This window comes from Neorhizobium sp. DAR64862/K0K3 (assembly GCF_050500185.1).
In the GTDB taxonomy this organism is placed as follows: Bacteria; Pseudomonadota; Alphaproteobacteria; order Rhizobiales; family Rhizobiaceae; genus Neorhizobium; species Neorhizobium soli.
The window spans coordinates 418,159-435,144 of the sequence record NZ_CP191449.1 but is presented as its reverse complement, the minus strand read 5'-3'; the positions used below and the strand labels follow the sequence as shown (position 1 = coordinate 435,144).

Below are 16,986 nucleotides of genomic sequence, written 5' to 3'. Positions count from 1 at the left end.
CCATCGACAACGGCCTCGTGCCGCAGACGCGGACGCGGATCCATCTCGAGCGATGAAGGCTGCACGGCAGCGCCGGTCGCGGCCAGTTCTTCGCTGCGGAATTCCGGCAGCTGAGCTGCAATTTGCGGGAAATCTTCGTCCGTCAGCTTGTCGCCCTGGGTCAGAACCACGGCGCGGAAGATCGCGTTTTCCAGCTGGCGGATATTGCCCGGCCAGTCGTAGGCGGTCAGAAGTGCCATCGCGCTGGCGCTGATCCCGACACTGCGTTCGAGCTTCTGTTCCACCGAAAAGCGCTCGGCGAAAACCCGGACCAGATGCGGAATGTCTTCCTTGCGGCGACGCAGCGCCGGGATGGTGATGGGGAAGACGTTGAGACGGTAATAGAGGTCCTCGCGGAACCGCCCTGCCCGGACTTCCTCGATCAGGTCCTTGTTGGTCGCCGAAATCAGCCGCACGTTGACCTTCTGGACCTTGCCGGCCCCAACCGTCTCGATTTCACCCTGCTGCACGGCGCGCAGAAGCTTCACCTGAACTTCAAGTGGAAGATCACCGATCTCGTCCAGGAACAGCGTGCCGCCGTCAGCCTCGACGAACTTGCCCGTGTGCCGCTCGGAGGCGCCGGTAAACGCGCCCTTCTCGTGACCGAACAGGATGCTCTCGACAAGATTGTGCGGGATGGCACCGCAATTGACGGTGATGAATGGCTTTCCTGCGCGGTCGCTGGCGGACTGGATGGCGCGGGCCACCATTTCCTTGCCAACGCCCGATTCGCCTTCGAGCACCACCGGAATGTTGGAATGCGCGGCGCGCTGGGCCAGATCGATGACGCGCAGCATGTCCGGGCTTGCCGAAACGATATCGTTGAAACCGACGATGCCGGCGCGGCGGCGACCGGTGCGCGACTTGGTTTCCTTCTGGCCAACCTTCAAGGCATTGCCGATCGACGCACCGATCCGCTCCGGTGACACCGGTTTGACGACGAAATCGAAGGCACCGGCGCGCATGGCTTCCACCACCGTTTCGATGCCGCCCTGGCCGGTCTGCACGATGACGGGCGTATCGATGCCCATGCTGCGGATGGTTGAAAGAAAGCTCAGCCCGTCCATTTCCGGCATCATCAGGTCAAGCACGATGACATTGACCGGTCCGCTGAGGTTCTGGAGAAAGTCGAGAGCAACGAGGCCGTTCTCGGCGAGATGGGCGACATGTCCGAACCGTTCGACGGCATTCTTCAAGAGGCGGCGCTGGATCGGATCGTCATCTACGACTAGGACATGGGCAATCATGCTCGGCTCCTGCAACGTTCATCGTGCACCCTTGATGGGCTCTTATGCTGCAAGTTGTGTCAGAGAGGCTTGAACATCCCCTTTTGAGAAAAGCTTGCATTTTAACGGCCGAGGGGGAAAACAGTCGGTTCTGGCACAGGATCGCCGTCGACAGGAGAAAACCGTGAGAAATTTCCGTAACTGGCACACCATGACCGCCTCTCCTGCTTTTTCCGGCGCGTCCCCCGCTGCTTCGCCCGCCGACCCCGCGCTCGGTGTCCTGCCAGTCTGGAAATTGTCCGATCTCTACGCTGCCAAGGATGCCCCGGAATTTGTGGCCGATCTGGAAAAAGCGCGCACGCTGTCGCTGGCTTTCGAGGAAAAGTGGAAGGGCAAGCTTGCAGACGCTGCCGCAAAGACCGGTGCCGGCGGACTTGGCGAGGCCTTGTCGGAATATGACGCGCTCGACGACCTCCTCGGCAAGATCGGCTCGTTCGCCGGCCTCACCTATTTTTCGGACACGTCCAACCCGGCAAACGGCAAGTTCTACGGCGACATCCAGACAAAGCTGACGGATCTCTCCTCGCATCTCCTGTTTTTCGCGCTGGAACTGAACCGGATCGACGATGCGGTCATCAATGCGGCGATGGACCGCGATCCCGCAACCGGCCATTTCCGCCCCTGGCTGGTGGACTTGAGAATGGATAAGCCCTTCCAGCTGGACGACAAGCTCGAGCAGCTTTTCCTCGAAAAGTCGATGACGTCGGCCGCAGCCTTCAACCGCCTGTTCGACGAAACCATGTCGGAACTTCGCTTCGAGGTGGACGGCGAAAAACAACCGCTCGAAATCACGCTCAACATGCTGGTAGAGCCCGAGCCGGAAACCCGCGCCAAGGCGGCCGTAGCACTGTCAAAAACCTTTGGCGAGAACCTGCGCGTCTTCACGCTGATCACCAACACGCTCGCCAAGGACAAGGAAATTTCCGACCGCTGGCGCGGCTTTGAGGATATCGCCGACAGCCGTCACCTGGCGAACCGTGTCGAACGCGAGGTCGTCGACGCGCTCTCGGAAGCTGTCACGCAGGCCTATCCGCGCCTGTCGCACCGCTATTACGCGATGAAGGCGAAATGGCTCGGCGTCGACCAGCTGAACTACTGGGACCGCAACGCGCCGCTGCCGGAAACGCCGAAGGGCCTCATTTCCTGGCCGGAAGCAAAGGACACCGTATTATCCGCCTACGGCGCCTTCTCGCCCGAGATGGCCGCCATCGCCGGCCGCTTCTTCGACGAGGAATGGATCGACGCGCCGGCAAGGCCCGGCAAGGCACCGGGCGCGTTCGCGCATCCGGTCGTGCCCTCTGCCCACCCTTACGTTCTCGTCAACTATATGGGCAAGCCGCGCGACGTGATGACGCTTGCCCATGAGCTTGGCCACGGCGTGCATCAGGTTCTAGCCGGCGGTCAGGGCGCGCTGATGTGCCAGACACCGCTGACGCTTGCCGAAACCGCGTCCGTGTTCGGCGAGATGCTGACGTTCCGGGCACTCTTGGAAAAGACCAGGGACAAGCGCGAACGCAAGGCGATGCTCGCCCAGAAGGTGGAGGATATGATCAATACGGTCGTTCGCCAGATCGCCTTCTACCAGTTCGAGCGCAAGATCCACACGGCCCGCAAGCAAGGCGAACTGACGTCGGAGCAGATCGGCGAACTGTGGCTGTCCGTCCAGAACGAGAGCCTCGGCCCGGCAATCCGGATCTCGGAAGGCTACGAGACGTGGTGGACCTATATCCCCCACTTCATCCATTCGCCCTTCTACGTCTATGCCTATGCCTTCGGCGACTGCCTGGTGAACTCGCTCTACGCGGTCTACCAGAACGCCGCCCCCGGCTTCCAGGACAAGTATTTCGACCTTCTGAAGGCAGGCGGCACCAAGCATCATTCGGAATTGCTCAAGCCATTCGGCCTAGATGCCACCGATCCGTCCTTCTGGTCGAAGGGCCTGTCGATGATCGAAGGTCTGATCGACGAGTTGGAAGCTTTGGACAAGGCTGTCTGATCAACGGACGGTCAAACGCAGGTCGGAGGGGTTGCGATGTCTGTGAAGGCCAAGGGTCGCGGTGCAAAACCGGTGGATCTTTCGCTGATCGAAACCATGCGCTGGGAGCCGGGTTCCGGTTTTACCCGGATCGACCAGCATTTGCGTCGGCTGAACCGTTCAGCCGATGCCCTGGGCTTTCGCCCGGCCCCGCCAGACCTGATGAAACAGCTCCAGGCCTCGGTCGAAGGGGAGACGCCGCTTCGCGTGCGGCTGGAAATGACGTTCCGCGGCAAGGTCGAGATCGTCGCCACGCCGTTCGCGCCCGTTGCCAAGGACGCGATCTGGCGGATCGGGATCGCGCAGACGCGCCGGCCCTCGGATGATCCGATGTATCGCCACAAGACATCGCGCCGCGAAGTCTATGACGCCGCCCGCGCCGAATTCTCTGAAGACGTGGACGAGGTGATCCTGCTCAACGAACGCGCAGAGGTCTGCGAAGGCACGCGCACCAATCTCTTCGTGGAGCAGGGCGACGGGACGCTGACGACACCGCCGATCTCATCCGGTCTGCTTGCGGGGATCCTGCGCGGCGATCTGATCCGCGAGGGCCGCGCCAAGTCTGGCCTTGTGAAACAGACCGACCTTGCCGGGAAACGCCTCTTCGTCGGCAATTCCCTGCGCGGCCTGATCCGGGCCGAACTGGTCTGAGGCGAAGCCCCTACTGTTCCCGGTAGAGCACCATCCCCGCATGATGCAGCACGCCGTCGATGAAGTCGCCATCGGCGGTGAACCCGGTATCGTCCCAATAATCGGTGTGATCGCCGGTGACGAGATACCGGCCCTGATACGCGCTTTTGCGAGAGCCGCGTGCTTCATCATAGCGGTTATCTTGCTGCAGCTCGTGGCGGATATGTCCGTCTGCCGTTACCCACATTCCGACGTAGGGATGACTCGCGGGTTGGATCTTGTTGTCCATGATGTCCTCTGCATGGGAAGGAAGCGCCGCGCCGGAAGACGCGGCGGTAACGAGGAGATGGCGGCGGTTGATGGCAGCCGTACCCTTCACTGCGCCCGCGTCGGGCGAACGACAATCTCGTTCACATCGACATCGTCGGGCTGCTCGATCGCGAAGCGCACGGCGCGACCGATCGCATCCGGCTTCAGGGCAATGGCGCGGTAGGTCTTCATGGCCTCGGCAGCCACGGCATCGGTGATGGTATCGGCAAGCTCGCTTTCCACCACGCCCGGATGGATGCAGGTGACGCGCAGGTTGTCATGCTCCTGCCGCAGACCGTCGGAGATCGCCCGAACCGCGTATTTGGTGGCGCAATATACTGCAGCCGTGGGTGAAACACTGAGAGCGCCGACCGATGCGATATTGATGATCTGGCCGGAACCCTGCGCCATCATCAGAGGCAGCACGGCAGCGATGCCGTAGAGCACGCCCTTGATATTCACGTCGATCATCCGGTCCCACTCGTCGACTTTGAGCGACGACATCAGCGATAGCGGCATGACACCGGCATTGTTGACGATAACGTCGACGCGACCGAATTGGTCTTCCGCCACTTGCGCGAACGCCGCCACATCGGCGCGATCGGTGACGTCGAGTCTGCATGTCGCGACCTTGGCGCCCAAGTCCCGGAGTTCCCGGGCGAGCTCCTCCAGCCGGTCCGTGCGGCGGGCGCCCAGCTTCAGTGTCGCCCCGGCTTTTGCCAGTTCGCGGGCGATACCTGCACCGATCCCGCTCGATGCGCCGGTGATGAGAACAACCTTGTCCATGTGATTAGCTCCTTTGCTCTCCGCTTGCCTGCGGATTGCAAGGACCCTATTCCTCCTCCATTGTCGCGATAAGCCGCCCAGTTGTTTCCACAGCGGCAAGGAATTCTAACCAATGCTGACTGATTACAATGCGCTCGCGGTCTTCACGCTGGTTGCAGAAGAAAAAAGCTTTCGTGCCGCCGCCGACCGCCTAGGCGTCACCCGCTCGGCCGTCAGCCAGACGATCCGCCGGCTGGAAGAGACGCTCGGCATCGCGCTCGTTGCACGCACCACCCGCAGCGTTGCCCTGACGGAGGCGGGCGAGCGGCTCTATTCCGAGGTTGCGCCAGCGCTGTCGGAGATGCGCGGCGCCACCGAGGCGGCAGCAAACCTGCACGGACGTCCGCGCGGCCGCCTGAACCTTGCGGTCTCCTCGATTGCCGAGAGCTTTCTATCCGGCCCCGTGCTCGCGTCCTTCGCCGAGGAACATCCGGAGGTGACATTGCATATCACTGTGACCGACGAAGAATTCGATATCGTTGCGGAGGGCTATGATGCGGGCGTGAGGCTCGGCGAAGTCATCGCGCAGGACATGATCGCCGTGCCGGTTTCCGGAAACCAGCGCCAGATCGCCGTCGCCTCGCCGGGCTACCTCAAAGGCTACGGCACCCCGGCTCACCCACGCGAACTTGGCGTTCACCGTTGCATCGGGTGGCGGGCCTCCTTCCATCAGGCGCCCTATCGCTGGGAGTTTTCGCAAGACGGCAAGGAATTCTCGGTCGCCGTTTCTGACACCATCACCACGACCGACATGGCGCTGATGGTTCGCCTGGCCATTGCCGGCGCGGGCATCAGCTTCGGCATGGAAGAGAGCTTCCGCCCGGCGATCGCCACGGGCGAGCTGGTGCCGGTGCTCGAAGAATTCAGCCCGTGGTTTCCGGGCTTCTATCTCTACTATCCGAGCAGGCGGAACATGGCGCCAAAACTGCGCGCTCTGGTGGATCACCTGCAAGGGACCAGATGAGTGATGTCAGGCGGGCGACCGGGCGACAGCCACCGCCATGGTGCACCCAAGCGCCAGCACCAACCAGAACACGACCCACAATCCCCACGCCGGAAAAGCACGTCCCATCGACACATTGCCGCGACGGATCCTGCTAAGCTTCGACGGCACCACGATCGCCCCGATGCCCCCGCGCCCTGACCTATTCGGCGACAAACGCAAACCGAATTTCAACATGACATTCCCCTGGTCGTTCCCAGCAGATTTTAGGGTGCGCGAAAACGGATCCAAGGGACAGGTGCTAGATTTAGCATTATCCACGCAAAACGGACCAACCGAGCGGAAACCACATTTTGGGCGCCCGGCGCGCCGGTCGGGCGAAAACAACCTCGGGACCGTTATTCCAGCGTACGCCTCAAACGCGACCCCTTTATTGTGACGAAATTTTGTGATCTAGGCCGGGCATCAGATGCATGTCACACGGGTCCGTTACGCCTGCAAAACGCAGGCTGCGGCGGTGGAAGAGCAGTCGACCCATAGGGAGAATACGATGAAAGACGAGACCTATCCGGTATATGGCGAAATCACCGGTCCGATCGTGATGATCGGTTTCGGATCGATCGGCCGCGGCACGCTGCCGTTGATCGAACGCCATTTCAAGTTCGACAAGAGCCGGATGGTGGTTATCGACCCGCGCGAAGAGCCCTCCGACATGGAGATCCTCAAGAAGCACGGCATCCGTCACATCAAGGACCATGTCACCAAGGAAAACTACAAGGAGCTGCTGAAGCCGCTTCTGACCGAAGGCGAAGGCCAGGGCTTCTGCGTCAACCTGTCGGTCGACACGGGCTCGCTCGATCTGATGAAGATGTGCCGCAAGCTTGACGTCCTTTATATCGACACGGTCGTCGAACCCTGGCTCGGCTTCTATTTCGACAAGAGCATGAAGAACTCCGAGCGCACCAACTATGCGCTGCGCGAGACCGTGCGCCACGAGAAGAAGAAGAACCCGGGCGGCACCACGGCCGTTTCCACCTGCGGCGCAAACCCGGGCATGGTTTCCTGGTTCGTCAAGCAGGCGCTGGTCAACCTTGCCAACGACACCGGCCTCAAATTCGACGAGCCGGACCAGCACGACCGCGAAGGCTGGGCCAAGCTGATGAAGAAGCTCGGCGTCAAGGGCGTCCACATTGCCGAGCGCGACACCCAGCGCACCAAGAACCCCAAGCCGCTCAACGTGTTCTGGAACACGTGGTCGGTCGAAGGCTTCATCTCGGAAGGTCTGCAGCCGGCCGAACTCGGCTGGGGCACCCACGAAAACTGGATGCCGAAGAACGCCAAGAAGCACAAGAAGGGCTGCCAGGCCGCAATCTACCTCGAACAGCCGGGCGCCAACACCCGCGTTCGCACTTGGTGCCCGACGCCGGGTCCGCAATACGGTTTCCTCGTTACCCACAACGAGTCGATCTCGATCGCCGACTATTTCACCGTTGAGAAGGACGGCGAAGTCGTCTACCGTCCGACCTGCCACTATGCCTACCACCCGGCCAATGACGCGGTTCTGTCGCTGCACGAAATGTTCGGCAATGGCGGCACTCAGCAGCCCGTCCTGCACGTGCTCGACGAGCATGAACTGGAAGACGGTGTCGATGAACTCGGCGTCCTGCTCTACGGTCACGAGAAGAATGCCTACTGGTTCGGCTCGCGCCTGTCGCTGGAAGAAACCCGCCGCATCGCGCCTTACCAGAACGCAACCGGTCTGCAGGTAACTTCGGCGGTTCTCGCCGGCATGGTCTGGGCGCTCGAAAACCCGAAGGCCGGCATCGTCGAAGCCGACGAGGTGGATTACAAGCGCTGCCTCGAAGTGCAGATGCCGTATCTCGGCCCGGTCGAAGGTCACTACACCGACTGGACCCCGCTCGAAGGTCGCCCGGGCCTGTTCCCGGAAGACATCGACGAAAAGGACGCCTGGCAGTTCAAGAACATCCTGGTTCGCTAGGAATCAATGAGGGGGCTCGCGTCAGCCGCGGGCCCCACCCCCTCTCCCGCTTGCGCGGAGCGGAACGCCGCCTCGATCGCGCCTTGCGGCGGCAACTTGCGGCCTCTCTCAGGCCATGACGGGAAGAACCGGCTGGAGCGTATAAAAGCCACACCCGCGCCCGTTCTTCACAAAGCGAAAACTCCTGCCTGTCCCCAGTCTTCCCAATCCGCAGTCTTGCTTTACATAGGCTCCAGAAGGCATGGTTGCAGACCACAAGCCGGACCGAATCGCGGGAGACAGATCATGAACTTCAAAACGGGCCTCGTGCTCATTGCGGCAGCCAGCCTCACGGCCTGCGTCTCTTCTCCGCCGCCACGCATGGTATCAGCACCAGTGCAACCGCAGGGCGTCGAGGGCGCATGGGTCGATCCGAACGGTATCGTCTCCACCTTCCAGGCGGGCACGTTCAACACCCGTGCAAGCGACAGCAACGCGCTTCTCGCCTCCGGCACCTATAACAAGCTCTCGCCGACGCTGGTCGAGATCAACATGACCTCGCTCGTGCGCAAGACGCAGTCGCGCGTCAACTGCTCGTTGGTCACGCAGAGCCAGCTGAACTGCACGCAGGATAGCGGCGCGCAGTTTTCGCTCGCCCGCCGCAGCTGATCGCCCAGCTTCACAGTCATTCCAGAGTTAGGGAGGGCCTCGCTTGATGCGGGGCCTTTCGCGTTGTGCGCGAGGGCGAATAGCTCCGGCCTTGTCACATTTACCTTGAAACCAGTTTTGCTTGGTGAAAACATGCGCTGCACAACGATCGTCACCATGGCGTGATACAAAAATCGGGAACATGCACGCCCACACGCGCGCAATCATAAAAGGAGAGAGATGATGATGAGAACTATCGGATTGGGGATCGTGACCGCATCGGTCATTGCCCTTTCGAGCGGCGTCGCGATGGCCGACTTCGAACTCAACATTCTCCACATCAACGACCTGCATTCCCGTATCGAGCCGATCAACAAATACGATTCCACCTGCACGCCGGCCGAGACCGAAAAGAACGAATGCTTCGGTGGCATCGCGCGCATGAAGTCGGCCATCGACGCCCGCCGCAGCGAATTGCAGGGCAAGAACGTTCTCGTTCTAGATGCCGGCGACCAGTTCCAGGGATCGCTGTTTTACAGCACCTACAAGAGCGCGCCCGTTGCCGAATTCATGAACGGCATCGGCTTCGATGCGATGGCGATCGGCAACCACGAGTTCGACGACGGCCCGCAGGAACTGCTGAAGTTCATTACCGCGCTGAAGTTTCCGATCATTTCCGGCAATACCATCGCCAAGGCTGGAACACCGCTGGCCGACAAGTACAAGGGTTACGTGATCAAGGATTTCGGCGGCCAGCGTGTTGCCATCGTCTCCGTTCTCGCGAAAGATACGAGCGAGACCTCTTCGCCGGGTCCCGACATCACCTTCGAGGACGAGATCACCTATGTGAAGAATGCCGTAGCGGACCTTCAGTCGCAGGGCATCAACAAGATCGTGCTCCTCTCCCATGTCGGCTACGTCAAGGACAAGGAAATCGCGGCAGCCGTTGCCGGCATCGACGTGATCGTCGGCGGCCACAGCCATACCTACCTGTCCAGCACCGACCCCAAGGCCTCCGGCCCCTACCCGACCATCGTCAAAAGCCCTGCTGGCGTCGATATTCCGATCGTGACGTCCTACGCCTATTCCAAATATCTCGGTGATCTCTCGGTCGTTTTCGATGACAACGGCGTCGTGAGGTCTTCCGCGGGGGCACCGAAGCTGCTCGATTCCAGTGTTCCGCAGGACGCGGCGTTTGTCGCCAAGGTCAAGGAACTCGGCGGCCCGCTCGAAGAGATCAAGAAGAAGGTCGTCGGCTCAACCGAAGGCGTCATCGATGGCGATCGCCTCAACTGCCGCGCCAAGGAATGCACGATGGGCAACCTGCTTGCCGATGCACAGCTTGACCGCGTCAAGGATCAGGGCATCACGCTTTCCATCCAGAACGGCGGCGGCCTGCGTGCCTCGATCGATTCCGGCGAAGTGACGATGGGCGAAATCCTGACCGTCCTGCCGTTCCAGAACACGATCGCAACCTTCCAGCTGAAAGGCTCGGATGTCGTCACCGCCCTCGAAAACGGCGTCAGCCAGATCGACGACGGCGCCGGTCGCTTCCCGCAGGTGGCAGGCATGAAGTTCTCCTTCGACCGGTCGAAGTCGAGCGGCAGCCGCATCAGCGACGTTCAGGTCAAGGAAGGCGAGGCCTTCGTTCCGATCGACCCGAGCAAGACATACGGCGTCGTTACCAACAACTACGTCCGCACCGGCGGCGACGGCTACAAGATCTTCAACACCGCGGCCGTCAACGCCTACGATTTCGGACCCAATCTCGAAAACGCCGTTGCCGACTACATCGCGGCCAACAGCCCCTACAAGCCCTATACCGACGGCCGCATCACCGACCTGACACCGGCAGACTACAAGCCGTTACCGAAGGCCGCTGCCGCCCCGGCACCGGCACCGGCTGCAACGCCTGCTCCGGCGCCTGCCGCAACTCCTGCTCCGGCGCCTGCTACAACTCCTGCACCGGCTGCACCGGCAACGACGGCCCAGGCTCCTGCCACTCCTGCCACTCCTGCCACTCCTGCTCCGGCCACTCCTGCGCCAGCGGCACCGGCAACCCCGGCACCTGCGATCCCCGCACCAGCAGCACCGGCTCCTGCACCAGCCGCTCCAACCGCTCCCGTGCCCATGACAACGGAACCGGCAGCACCTGCACCAGCCGCACCGGCACCGGCCACCCCTGCACCGGCCACGCCGGCTGCGGCAGCTACAACGGCGTCCCCGGCTCCTGATGGCCCGAGCAAATACACCGTGGTCAAGGGTGACTCGCTGTGGAAGATCGCCGAAAGCACCTATGGCGACGGCGAGAAGTGGATGGACATCTCCAAGGCCAATAGCCTTCGCAACCCGGATGTCATCCAGATCGGCAAGGAGCTGGAACTGCCGGCCAGATAAAATCGAAAGCGGGACAATTTGTCCTGATGCAACCGACGGCTCGGGGCTTCCCCGGGCCGTTGATTGTTTCTAAATAGAGCCAGACAATCCTCCGGCCGCATCCTGCGGTCGAACCCGATCGGAAGTGACCGCATGAATATCGTGCCCTCAAAACTGCCCACCGGTCATCCGAAGGTTACCTTCGGCAAAGTTGGCGTCCTGCTCGTCAATCTCGGCACGCCCGACGGCACGGACTACTGGTCGATGCGGCGTTATCTCGCCGAATTCCTGTCCGACAAGCGCGTGATCGAATGGTCGCGGCTGTTCTGGTATCCGATCCTCTACGGCATCGTCCTCAACAAGCGCCCGCAGAAGGTCGGCAAGGCCTATGAGGAGATCTGGAACAAGGATCTCGACGAGAGCTATCTGCGCACCTACACCCGCAGCCAGGGCGAGAAAATGGCCGAACGGCTGGCCGATCTGCCAAACGTCGTGGTCGACTGGGGCATGCGCTACGGGAAGCCCTCGATCGCCGAGCGCATGGATGCGCTGAAGGCGCAGGGCTGCGACCGGATCCTGCTGTTTCCGCTTTACCCGCAATACGCGGCTGCAACGACGGCGACCGTCAACGACAAGGCGTTCGAATACCTGATGAAGCAGCGCTGGCAGCCGGCCTTGCGCACGGTGCCAACCTATCACGATGACCCCGCCTATATCGTGGCGCTGGCCAATTCCGTTCGCCAGACGCTGTCGACGCTCGAGTGGGAACCGCAGCTGCTGATCACCTCGTTCCACGGCATTCCGCAGTCCTACTTCAAGGCGGGCGACCCCTATCACTGTTTCTGCTACAAGACCGCACGGTTGCTGCGCGAAGAGCTCGGCTATACCGAGAAGCAGTTGCGCCTGACCTTCCAGTCGCGCTTCGGACCCGAGGAATGGCTGCAGCCCTATACCGACAAGACGATGGAAACGCTTGCCGCCGAAGGCATCAAGCGCGTCGCCATCATGAACCCCGGCTTCGTCTCCGACTGCCTGGAAACGCTTGAGGAAATTGCCGGCGAGGCTGGCGAGATCTTCATGCATCACGGCGGCGAGAAATTCGTGCATATCCCCTGCCTCAACGACAGCGTCGACGGCATCAACGTGCTTGAGACGGTGGTTCGCCGCGAGTTGCAGGGCTGGGTCTGAGCTTTAGGGAGATCGCGATGAAGCGAGCCATCGTCACCGGCGGTGCCGGCCTGATCGGAAGCGGGATCTGCGCCGAACTGGCCGACCACGGTTTCGAGGTCGCCTCGTTCGACTTCAGCGAAACGGCTGATGTCCCGAAGGGCGTTCAGCCCGTCCTCTGCGATGTCTCCGACGAAGCCTCGGTCGAGGCAGCGTTCGCGCTGCTCGGCTGGGACAGTCTCGACCTGCTCGTCAACAATGCCGGCATCGCCAGCCCGAACCATGGCCCGATTGCGCAACTGTCGCTGGCCGACTGGCGCCGCGTGACCGATAGCCATCTCACCGGTGCCTTCCTGATGACCCGCGCTGCGGTGCCGCTGATGTCATCAGGTGGGTCCATCGTCAACATGGTGTCGACGCGCGCCTTCATGTCGGAACCGGATACGGAAGCCTATGCCGCGTCCAAGGGCGCATTGGTCGCCTTCACCCACGCACTTGCGATCAGCCTTGGCCCGAAAATCCGGGTCAATGCCATCGCGCCGGGCTGGATCACCAATGAGACGACGCTGAGCGAGGAAGACCACGCACAGCATCCGGTCGGCCGCGTCGGCCGCCCGAAGGACATTGCCGACGCCGTTCTCTATCTGACGGGTGCGGGCTTCATGACCGGACAGGTCCTGACGCTCGACGGCGGCATGACGAAAAAGATGATCTACGCCGAATAGCGCTTACCGCACTTCGTCGGCGCGAAACCCGTCCGTTGCGGACTTCCAGAATTCGGCATCCTCATACTCGGTCGGATCCGCGACGCCAGCGAGATGAAACGCCTCGCGACGCTCGACGCAGGTGCCGCACCGGCCGCAATGGTTTTCGCCACCCTTGTAGCAGGACCAGGTGTCGCCAAACGGTGTCCCGTGTTTTGCGCCGTCGGTGACGATATCGGCCTTCGACCCATTCACATAAGGCGCCAGCAGCCGCACCGAGGCGTATCCGTCGAGCGCATGATCCTGCATCGTCTGGAACGCGTCGATAAAGCCCGGCCGGCAATCGGGATAGATGAAATGATCGCCGCCATGGACGGCGATCGCCACCGCATCCGCGCTCTGGGCCGCCGCAACGCCGAACGCGACCGCCAGCATGATCGCGTTGCGGTTCGGCACGACGGTGACGCGCATCGTTTCCTCAGCGTAATGACCATCCGGCACGTCCAGATCGTCCGTCAGCGCCGATCCCGTCAGCTGGGCACCGATCGAGCGCATATCGATGATCTGGTGAGGTACACCCAGCCGCGTCGCGCAAGCCGCGGCATAGTCGAGTTCCTTCCGGTGCCGCTGGCCGTAGTCGAACGAGACGAGCCCGATCAAATCCTGCTCGGCATCAATCTTGTGGGCAAGCGAAACGGAATCCAGTCCGCCGGAACAGACGACGATGGTCTTCATGGTTTTGGTCCTTGTTTTGTCGGGGTAGGCTGCGACCCGTGTGTCCGGCGGTTTCTAGTGCAAGAACATGCGCTTGTGAACACCTCCGCACATCTCTAGGGTTGTCGGGTATGAAACGAACGCAATTTATTGGGCAGGAGGCCTCTTCATGAGCCTGGACGGTTTCGACTATTTTGTCATCGGTATCGTAATCCTCGCGATACTCCTGCTCTTTGCCCTCGTGAAGACCGTGCCGCAGGGCTATAACTACACCGTCGAGCGGTTTGGCCGCTACACGCGCACGTTGGAGCCGGGCCTCAATATCCTGACACCGTTCATCGAGCGCATCGGCGCGCGGATGAATGTCATGGAACAGGTGCTTGATATCCCCACCCAGGAAGTCATCACCAGAGACAATGCCAGCGTTTCGGCCGATGCCGTCGCCTTCTATCAGGTGCTCAACGCCGCGCAGGCCGCCTACCAGATCACCAATCTCCAGCTCGCCATCCAGAACCTCACGATGACCAATATTCGCTCGGTCATGGGTTCGATGGACCTCGACGAGCTGTTGTCCAACCGCGAAGTCATCAACGAACGGCTGCTGCGCGTCGTCGACCAGGCGGTTCATCCCTGGGGCATCAAGGTCACCCGCGTCGAGATCAAGGACATCCAGCCGCCGGCAGACCTCGTGCAATCGATGGGCCGCCAGATGAAGGCAGAGCGCGAGAAGCGCGCCCAGATCCTCGAGGCCGAAGGCTCGCGCAACGCGCAGATCCTGCGGGCCGAGGGCGCGAAACAGGCAGCTGTGCTGCAGGCCGAAGGCGAACGCGAAGCGGCCTTCCGCGATGCCGAGGCGCGCGAGCGTCTGGCAGAAGCCGAAGCGCGCGCGACGCAGGTCGTCTCCGAAGCAATCGCCTCCGGCAACGTGCAGGCGATCAACTACTTCGTGGCGCAGAAATATACCGAAGCGCTGGTCGAGATCGGCAAGGCGAACAATTCCAAGATCGTGCTGATGCCGCTTGAAGCCTCGTCGCTGATCGGTTCGCTCGGCGGCATCGGCGCCATCGCCAAGGAAGTCTTCGGAGATGGCGACGGCCCTGCCCCGGCAGCGCCCCGCACGCAACCCGGCCAGCCTTCGCGCACCACCCGCAGCACGCCGAGCGTGACCGCTGTCATCCCGCCCTATACGCCCTCCTCCGACAAATGAGGCTGCAATGATCATCGATCTGGTACGCAGCCTCGGCTCGTGGAGCTGGTGGCTCCTCGGCCTTGTCCTGCTCGCAGCAGAACTGGCCGTTCCCGGTGCCTTCCTGATCTGGATCGGGCTTGCCGCCATCATCGTCGGCGCGCTGTCTCTGGCACTCTGGGATACCGGCATCTGGACCTGGCAGGTGCAGCTTCTGCTGTTTGCCGTGCTAGCGGTCGGATTGGCGGTGGTCGGGCGTCGCTTCTATTCCGGCCGTGGCGGCGAGAGCGATCAGCCGAACCTCAACCGGCGCGGCGAAAGCCTCGTCGGGCGCACCGCAACGCTGCACGAGCCGATCGCGGAAGGTCGCGGACGGATCAGGCTTGATGATACGTGGTGGTCGATCATCGGGCCGGACCTGCCAGCCGGCACTCAGGTGGTAATCATCGAATCAAATGGCCGCGATCTTCGCGTCGAAGCAACGGCGACAGTCTTGCGTCCCACCTGAAACTAAGATGGGTTTCAGGCGACGCCGACGCGCAGCAGATCGTGGAAATGGACGATGCCGATCGGGCGCTGATCTTCGCCGACGACGAGAAGTGCACCGATACTATACTGGTTGAGAAGCGCGAGAGCCGCAGTCGCCAGCGTATCCTTGCCGACAGTCTTCGGACGCACGGTCATGACCTCGTCCACGGACATCTTCGTCAGGTCGACGTCGAGGTGACGCGCGATGTCGCCATCGGTGACGACGCCGACAAGCCGGCCCTCATCATCGGTAACACCGACGCAGCCGAACCGCTTGCGCGACAGTTCCTGCACCGCTTCCGGCATCAGCACGCCCTGGCGCACCAACGGAATGCTGTCGCCGACATGCATGAGGTCGCTGACATGCGACAGCATGGCGCCGAGCTTGCCGCCGGGATGATAGACGCGGAAATCGGTTGCCGAAAAACCGCGCGCTTCCAGCAGCGCAACAGCAAGCGCATCGCCCATCGCAAGCTGCATCAGCGTCGAGGTGGTTGGAGCCAGTCCGTGCGGACAGGCTTCCTGTTCCTTCGGCAGAAGCAGAACGACATCGGCCGCTCTGCCGAGCGCTGAGACCTCACCAGACGTGAGTGCGATCAAAGGGATAGAAAAGCGACGGGTGAACGATACGATCCCCTGCAACTCGGCGGTCTCACCGCTCCAGGACAGCGCCAGCACGACGTCGCCGGGCGCAATCATGCCCAGATCGCCGTGGTTTGCTTCGACCGGATGCACGAAGAAGGCCGGCGTTCCTGTCGAGGCAAAGCTTGCAGCAATCTTCTTGCCGATATGGCCGCTCTTGCCGATGCCGGTCACGATGACACGACCGCTGATGCCGCCGATCAGCTCGGCCGCTGCGCGGAACGGGCCGCCCAAGCCATTCTGAAGGGCATGATCAAGGGCTACAAGGCCCTGTTTTCCAAAGGCAATCGTCCGCAGGGCGGAATCAATGACATCGACCTCTGCGGCCTGCAACGCTCTCTTTATCATGTCGCAGGCTTAGCGCTTTTTCCTGGTCAAGTCCATCGCATTAGCCGCTGAGCAAGTATTGCGGACTTCGAGAAAACAATGCGTCGATCTTCGAAACCGATCGCTGGCTAGAGTGTCGCTGAGCAAGGAAAGAACCGGGCAACGGGAAATCGCACAGCTGTTTGCGTACATCACTGACGCGCTCAGCGTTCCAAGATATTCGCGGAATAAATACGTCCAACGGCCCCCAGCACACTGCAGCCTGATGACGAACGGAGCCCCCTCGAATGTCGAGACGGCTCCTTCTATGGCATTTCGCAGACTGCAATCAGCAAGTGGTGGCACTTCCGTTGCAGGTGAGCTTTCCTGCTATGTTGCTGAACTGGTTATTCAAAGCGCCGCCGAGCGTTGTTGCGCCGGCAATCAAAGCAACGGAAATGAGTGCGGCAATGAGGCCATATTCGATGGCAGTCGCGCCCGACTCATCCTTCATCATGCGTGCAAGAATTGACATATAACTCTTCCCTGACTCGCCCCTCGGAACGGAATTGCTCCGATGTCGAGTTTCTATACTTGAATTGTAGATACATTTTCTTAATGCGCTTCAACAAATCCAATGTGTGTAAATGTCACGTTTGACTTGGTTAAA

15 protein-coding genes and 1 pseudogene are annotated in these 16,986 nt (G+C 61.3%); 10 read left to right on the top strand and 6 right to left on the bottom strand.

The window, feature by feature from the left end:
• Positions 1–97: 97 nt before the first annotated feature.
• Positions 98–1,286, bottom strand: a pseudogene (locus tag ACQY1L_RS02105) (sigma-54-dependent transcriptional regulator); the annotation flags it as partial.
• 190 nt (positions 1,287–1,476) lie between these two features.
• Here ACQY1L_RS02105 and ACQY1L_RS02100 point away from each other — a divergent pair.
• On the top strand, positions 1,477–3,321 hold the full coding sequence (locus ACQY1L_RS02100; RefSeq protein WP_430244044.1) for a M3 family oligoendopeptidase: 1,845 nt from the start codon (positions 1,477–1,479) through the stop codon (positions 3,319–3,321).
• Between the two features lie 36 nt (positions 3,322–3,357).
• On the top strand, positions 3,358–4,011 hold the full coding sequence (locus ACQY1L_RS02095; protein WP_430242433.1) for an aminotransferase class IV family protein: 654 nt from the start codon (positions 3,358–3,360) through the stop codon (positions 4,009–4,011).
• A 10-nt stretch (positions 4,012–4,021) separates the two neighbouring features.
• Here ACQY1L_RS02095 and ACQY1L_RS02090 read toward each other — a convergent pair whose 3' ends face one another.
• Both ACQY1L_RS02090 and ACQY1L_RS02085 read right to left on the bottom strand, forming a co-directional pair.
• Positions 4,022–4,279 carry an Atu4866 domain-containing protein gene (locus tag ACQY1L_RS02090; protein ID WP_430242431.1) on the bottom strand — a complete coding sequence of 86 codons (258 nt, stop codon included), beginning with the start codon at positions 4,277–4,279 and terminating at the stop codon, positions 4,022–4,024.
• A gap of 86 nt (positions 4,280–4,365) precedes the next feature.
• Positions 4,366–5,085 (bottom strand): SDR family oxidoreductase, encoded by a 720-nt coding sequence (locus ACQY1L_RS02085; protein ID WP_430242429.1) that lies wholly within the window; start codon positions 5,083–5,085, stop codon positions 4,366–4,368.
• A gap of 112 nt (positions 5,086–5,197) precedes the next feature.
• On the opposite strand from ACQY1L_RS02085, the gene ACQY1L_RS02080 reads away from it, so the two are divergent.
• The 6 genes from ACQY1L_RS02080 (at position 5,198) to ACQY1L_RS02055 (ending at position 12,961) form a co-directional block, all read left to right on the top strand.
• On the top strand, positions 5,198–6,088 hold the full coding sequence (locus ACQY1L_RS02080) for a LysR family transcriptional regulator (RefSeq protein ID WP_430242427.1): 891 nt from the start codon (positions 5,198–5,200) through the stop codon (positions 6,086–6,088).
• A 529-nt stretch (positions 6,089–6,617) separates the two neighbouring features.
• Positions 6,618–8,066, top strand: a complete 1,449-nt coding sequence (locus ACQY1L_RS02075) for a homospermidine synthase (protein WP_062460925.1) — start codon at positions 6,618–6,620, stop codon at positions 8,064–8,066.
• A 285-nt stretch (positions 8,067–8,351) separates the two neighbouring features.
• Entirely contained in the window at positions 8,352–8,714 is a 363-nt protein-coding gene (gene omp10, locus ACQY1L_RS02070; protein WP_062460929.1) for an outer membrane lipoprotein Omp10, read from the top strand.
• A gap of 222 nt (positions 8,715–8,936) precedes the next feature.
• A complete protein-coding gene (locus ACQY1L_RS02065; protein WP_430262022.1) occupies positions 8,937–11,090 on the top strand; it encodes a 5'-nucleotidase C-terminal domain-containing protein in 2,154 nt (717 codons plus the stop codon).
• 132 nt (positions 11,091–11,222) lie between these two features.
• Positions 11,223–12,257, top strand: coding sequence for a ferrochelatase (hemH, locus tag ACQY1L_RS02060; RefSeq protein WP_062460932.1), 1,035 nt, complete (start codon positions 11,223–11,225; stop codon positions 12,255–12,257).
• Positions 12,258–12,274: 17 nt separating this feature from the next.
• Entirely contained in the window at positions 12,275–12,961 is a 687-nt protein-coding gene (locus ACQY1L_RS02055) for an SDR family NAD(P)-dependent oxidoreductase (RefSeq protein WP_430242423.1), read from the top strand.
• Positions 12,962–12,964: 3 nt separating this feature from the next.
• Here ACQY1L_RS02055 and queC read toward each other — a convergent pair whose 3' ends face one another.
• Positions 12,965–13,675: a 7-cyano-7-deazaguanine synthase QueC gene (gene queC / locus ACQY1L_RS02050; protein WP_430242422.1), complete on the bottom strand. Its 711-nt coding sequence runs from the start codon at positions 13,673–13,675 to the stop codon at positions 12,965–12,967.
• Between the two features lie 148 nt (positions 13,676–13,823).
• On the opposite strand from queC, the gene ACQY1L_RS02045 reads away from it, so the two are divergent.
• Both ACQY1L_RS02045 and ACQY1L_RS02040 read left to right on the top strand, forming a co-directional pair.
• A complete protein-coding gene (locus tag ACQY1L_RS02045; protein WP_430242420.1) occupies positions 13,824–14,861 on the top strand; it encodes an SPFH domain-containing protein in 1,038 nt (345 codons plus the stop codon).
• A 7-nt stretch (positions 14,862–14,868) separates the two neighbouring features.
• A complete protein-coding gene (locus ACQY1L_RS02040) occupies positions 14,869–15,348 on the top strand; it encodes an NfeD family protein (protein ID WP_430242416.1) in 480 nt (159 codons plus the stop codon).
• Between the two features lie 14 nt (positions 15,349–15,362).
• Here the strand turns inward: ACQY1L_RS02040 and ACQY1L_RS02035 are convergent, their stop codons facing one another.
• Positions 15,363–16,358: a KpsF/GutQ family sugar-phosphate isomerase gene (locus ACQY1L_RS02035; RefSeq protein ID WP_113109756.1), complete on the bottom strand. Its 996-nt coding sequence runs from the start codon at positions 16,356–16,358 to the stop codon at positions 15,363–15,365.
• Between the two features lie 307 nt (positions 16,359–16,665).
• A complete protein-coding gene (locus ACQY1L_RS02030; protein ID WP_430242414.1) occupies positions 16,666–16,851 on the bottom strand; it encodes a Flp family type IVb pilin in 186 nt (61 codons plus the stop codon).
• Positions 16,852–16,986: the final 135 nt, after the last annotated feature.

Excerpts from the sequence above, each read along its gene's own strand:
- ACQY1L_RS02075 (WP_062460925.1), top strand. The coding sequence starts at position 6,618 with ATGAAAGACGAGACCTATCCGGTATATGGCGAAATCACCGGTCCGATC.
- ACQY1L_RS02040 (WP_430242416.1), top strand. The coding sequence starts at position 14,869 with ATGATCATCGATCTGGTACGCAGCCTCGGCTCGTGGAGCTGGTGGCTC.
- ACQY1L_RS02090 (WP_430242431.1), bottom strand. The coding sequence starts at position 4,279 with ATGGACAACAAGATCCAACCCGCGAGTCATCCCTACGTCGGAATGTGG.
- ACQY1L_RS02100 (WP_430244044.1), top strand. The coding sequence starts at position 1,477 with ATGACCGCCTCTCCTGCTTTTTCCGGCGCGTCCCCCGCTGCTTCGCCC.
- ACQY1L_RS02055 (WP_430242423.1), top strand. The coding sequence starts at position 12,275 with ATGAAGCGAGCCATCGTCACCGGCGGTGCCGGCCTGATCGGAAGCGGG.
- hemH (WP_062460932.1), top strand. The coding sequence starts at position 11,223 with ATGAATATCGTGCCCTCAAAACTGCCCACCGGTCATCCGAAGGTTACC.
- ACQY1L_RS02065 (WP_430262022.1), top strand. The coding sequence starts at position 8,937 with ATGATGAGAACTATCGGATTGGGGATCGTGACCGCATCGGTCATTGCC.
- ACQY1L_RS02045 (WP_430242420.1), top strand. The coding sequence starts at position 13,824 with ATGAGCCTGGACGGTTTCGACTATTTTGTCATCGGTATCGTAATCCTC.
- ACQY1L_RS02035 (WP_113109756.1), bottom strand. The coding sequence starts at position 16,358 with ATGATAAAGAGAGCGTTGCAGGCCGCAGAGGTCGATGTCATTGATTCC.
- queC (WP_430242422.1), bottom strand. The coding sequence starts at position 13,675 with ATGAAGACCATCGTCGTCTGTTCCGGCGGACTGGATTCCGTTTCGCTT.
- ACQY1L_RS02095 (WP_430242433.1), top strand. The coding sequence starts at position 3,358 with ATGTCTGTGAAGGCCAAGGGTCGCGGTGCAAAACCGGTGGATCTTTCG.
- ACQY1L_RS02030 (WP_430242414.1), bottom strand. The coding sequence starts at position 16,851 with ATGTCAATTCTTGCACGCATGATGAAGGATGAGTCGGGCGCGACTGCC.
- omp10 (WP_062460929.1), top strand. The coding sequence starts at position 8,352 with ATGAACTTCAAAACGGGCCTCGTGCTCATTGCGGCAGCCAGCCTCACG.
- ACQY1L_RS02080 (WP_430242427.1), top strand. The coding sequence starts at position 5,198 with ATGCTGACTGATTACAATGCGCTCGCGGTCTTCACGCTGGTTGCAGAA.
- ACQY1L_RS02085 (WP_430242429.1), bottom strand. The coding sequence starts at position 5,085 with ATGGACAAGGTTGTTCTCATCACCGGCGCATCGAGCGGGATCGGTGCA.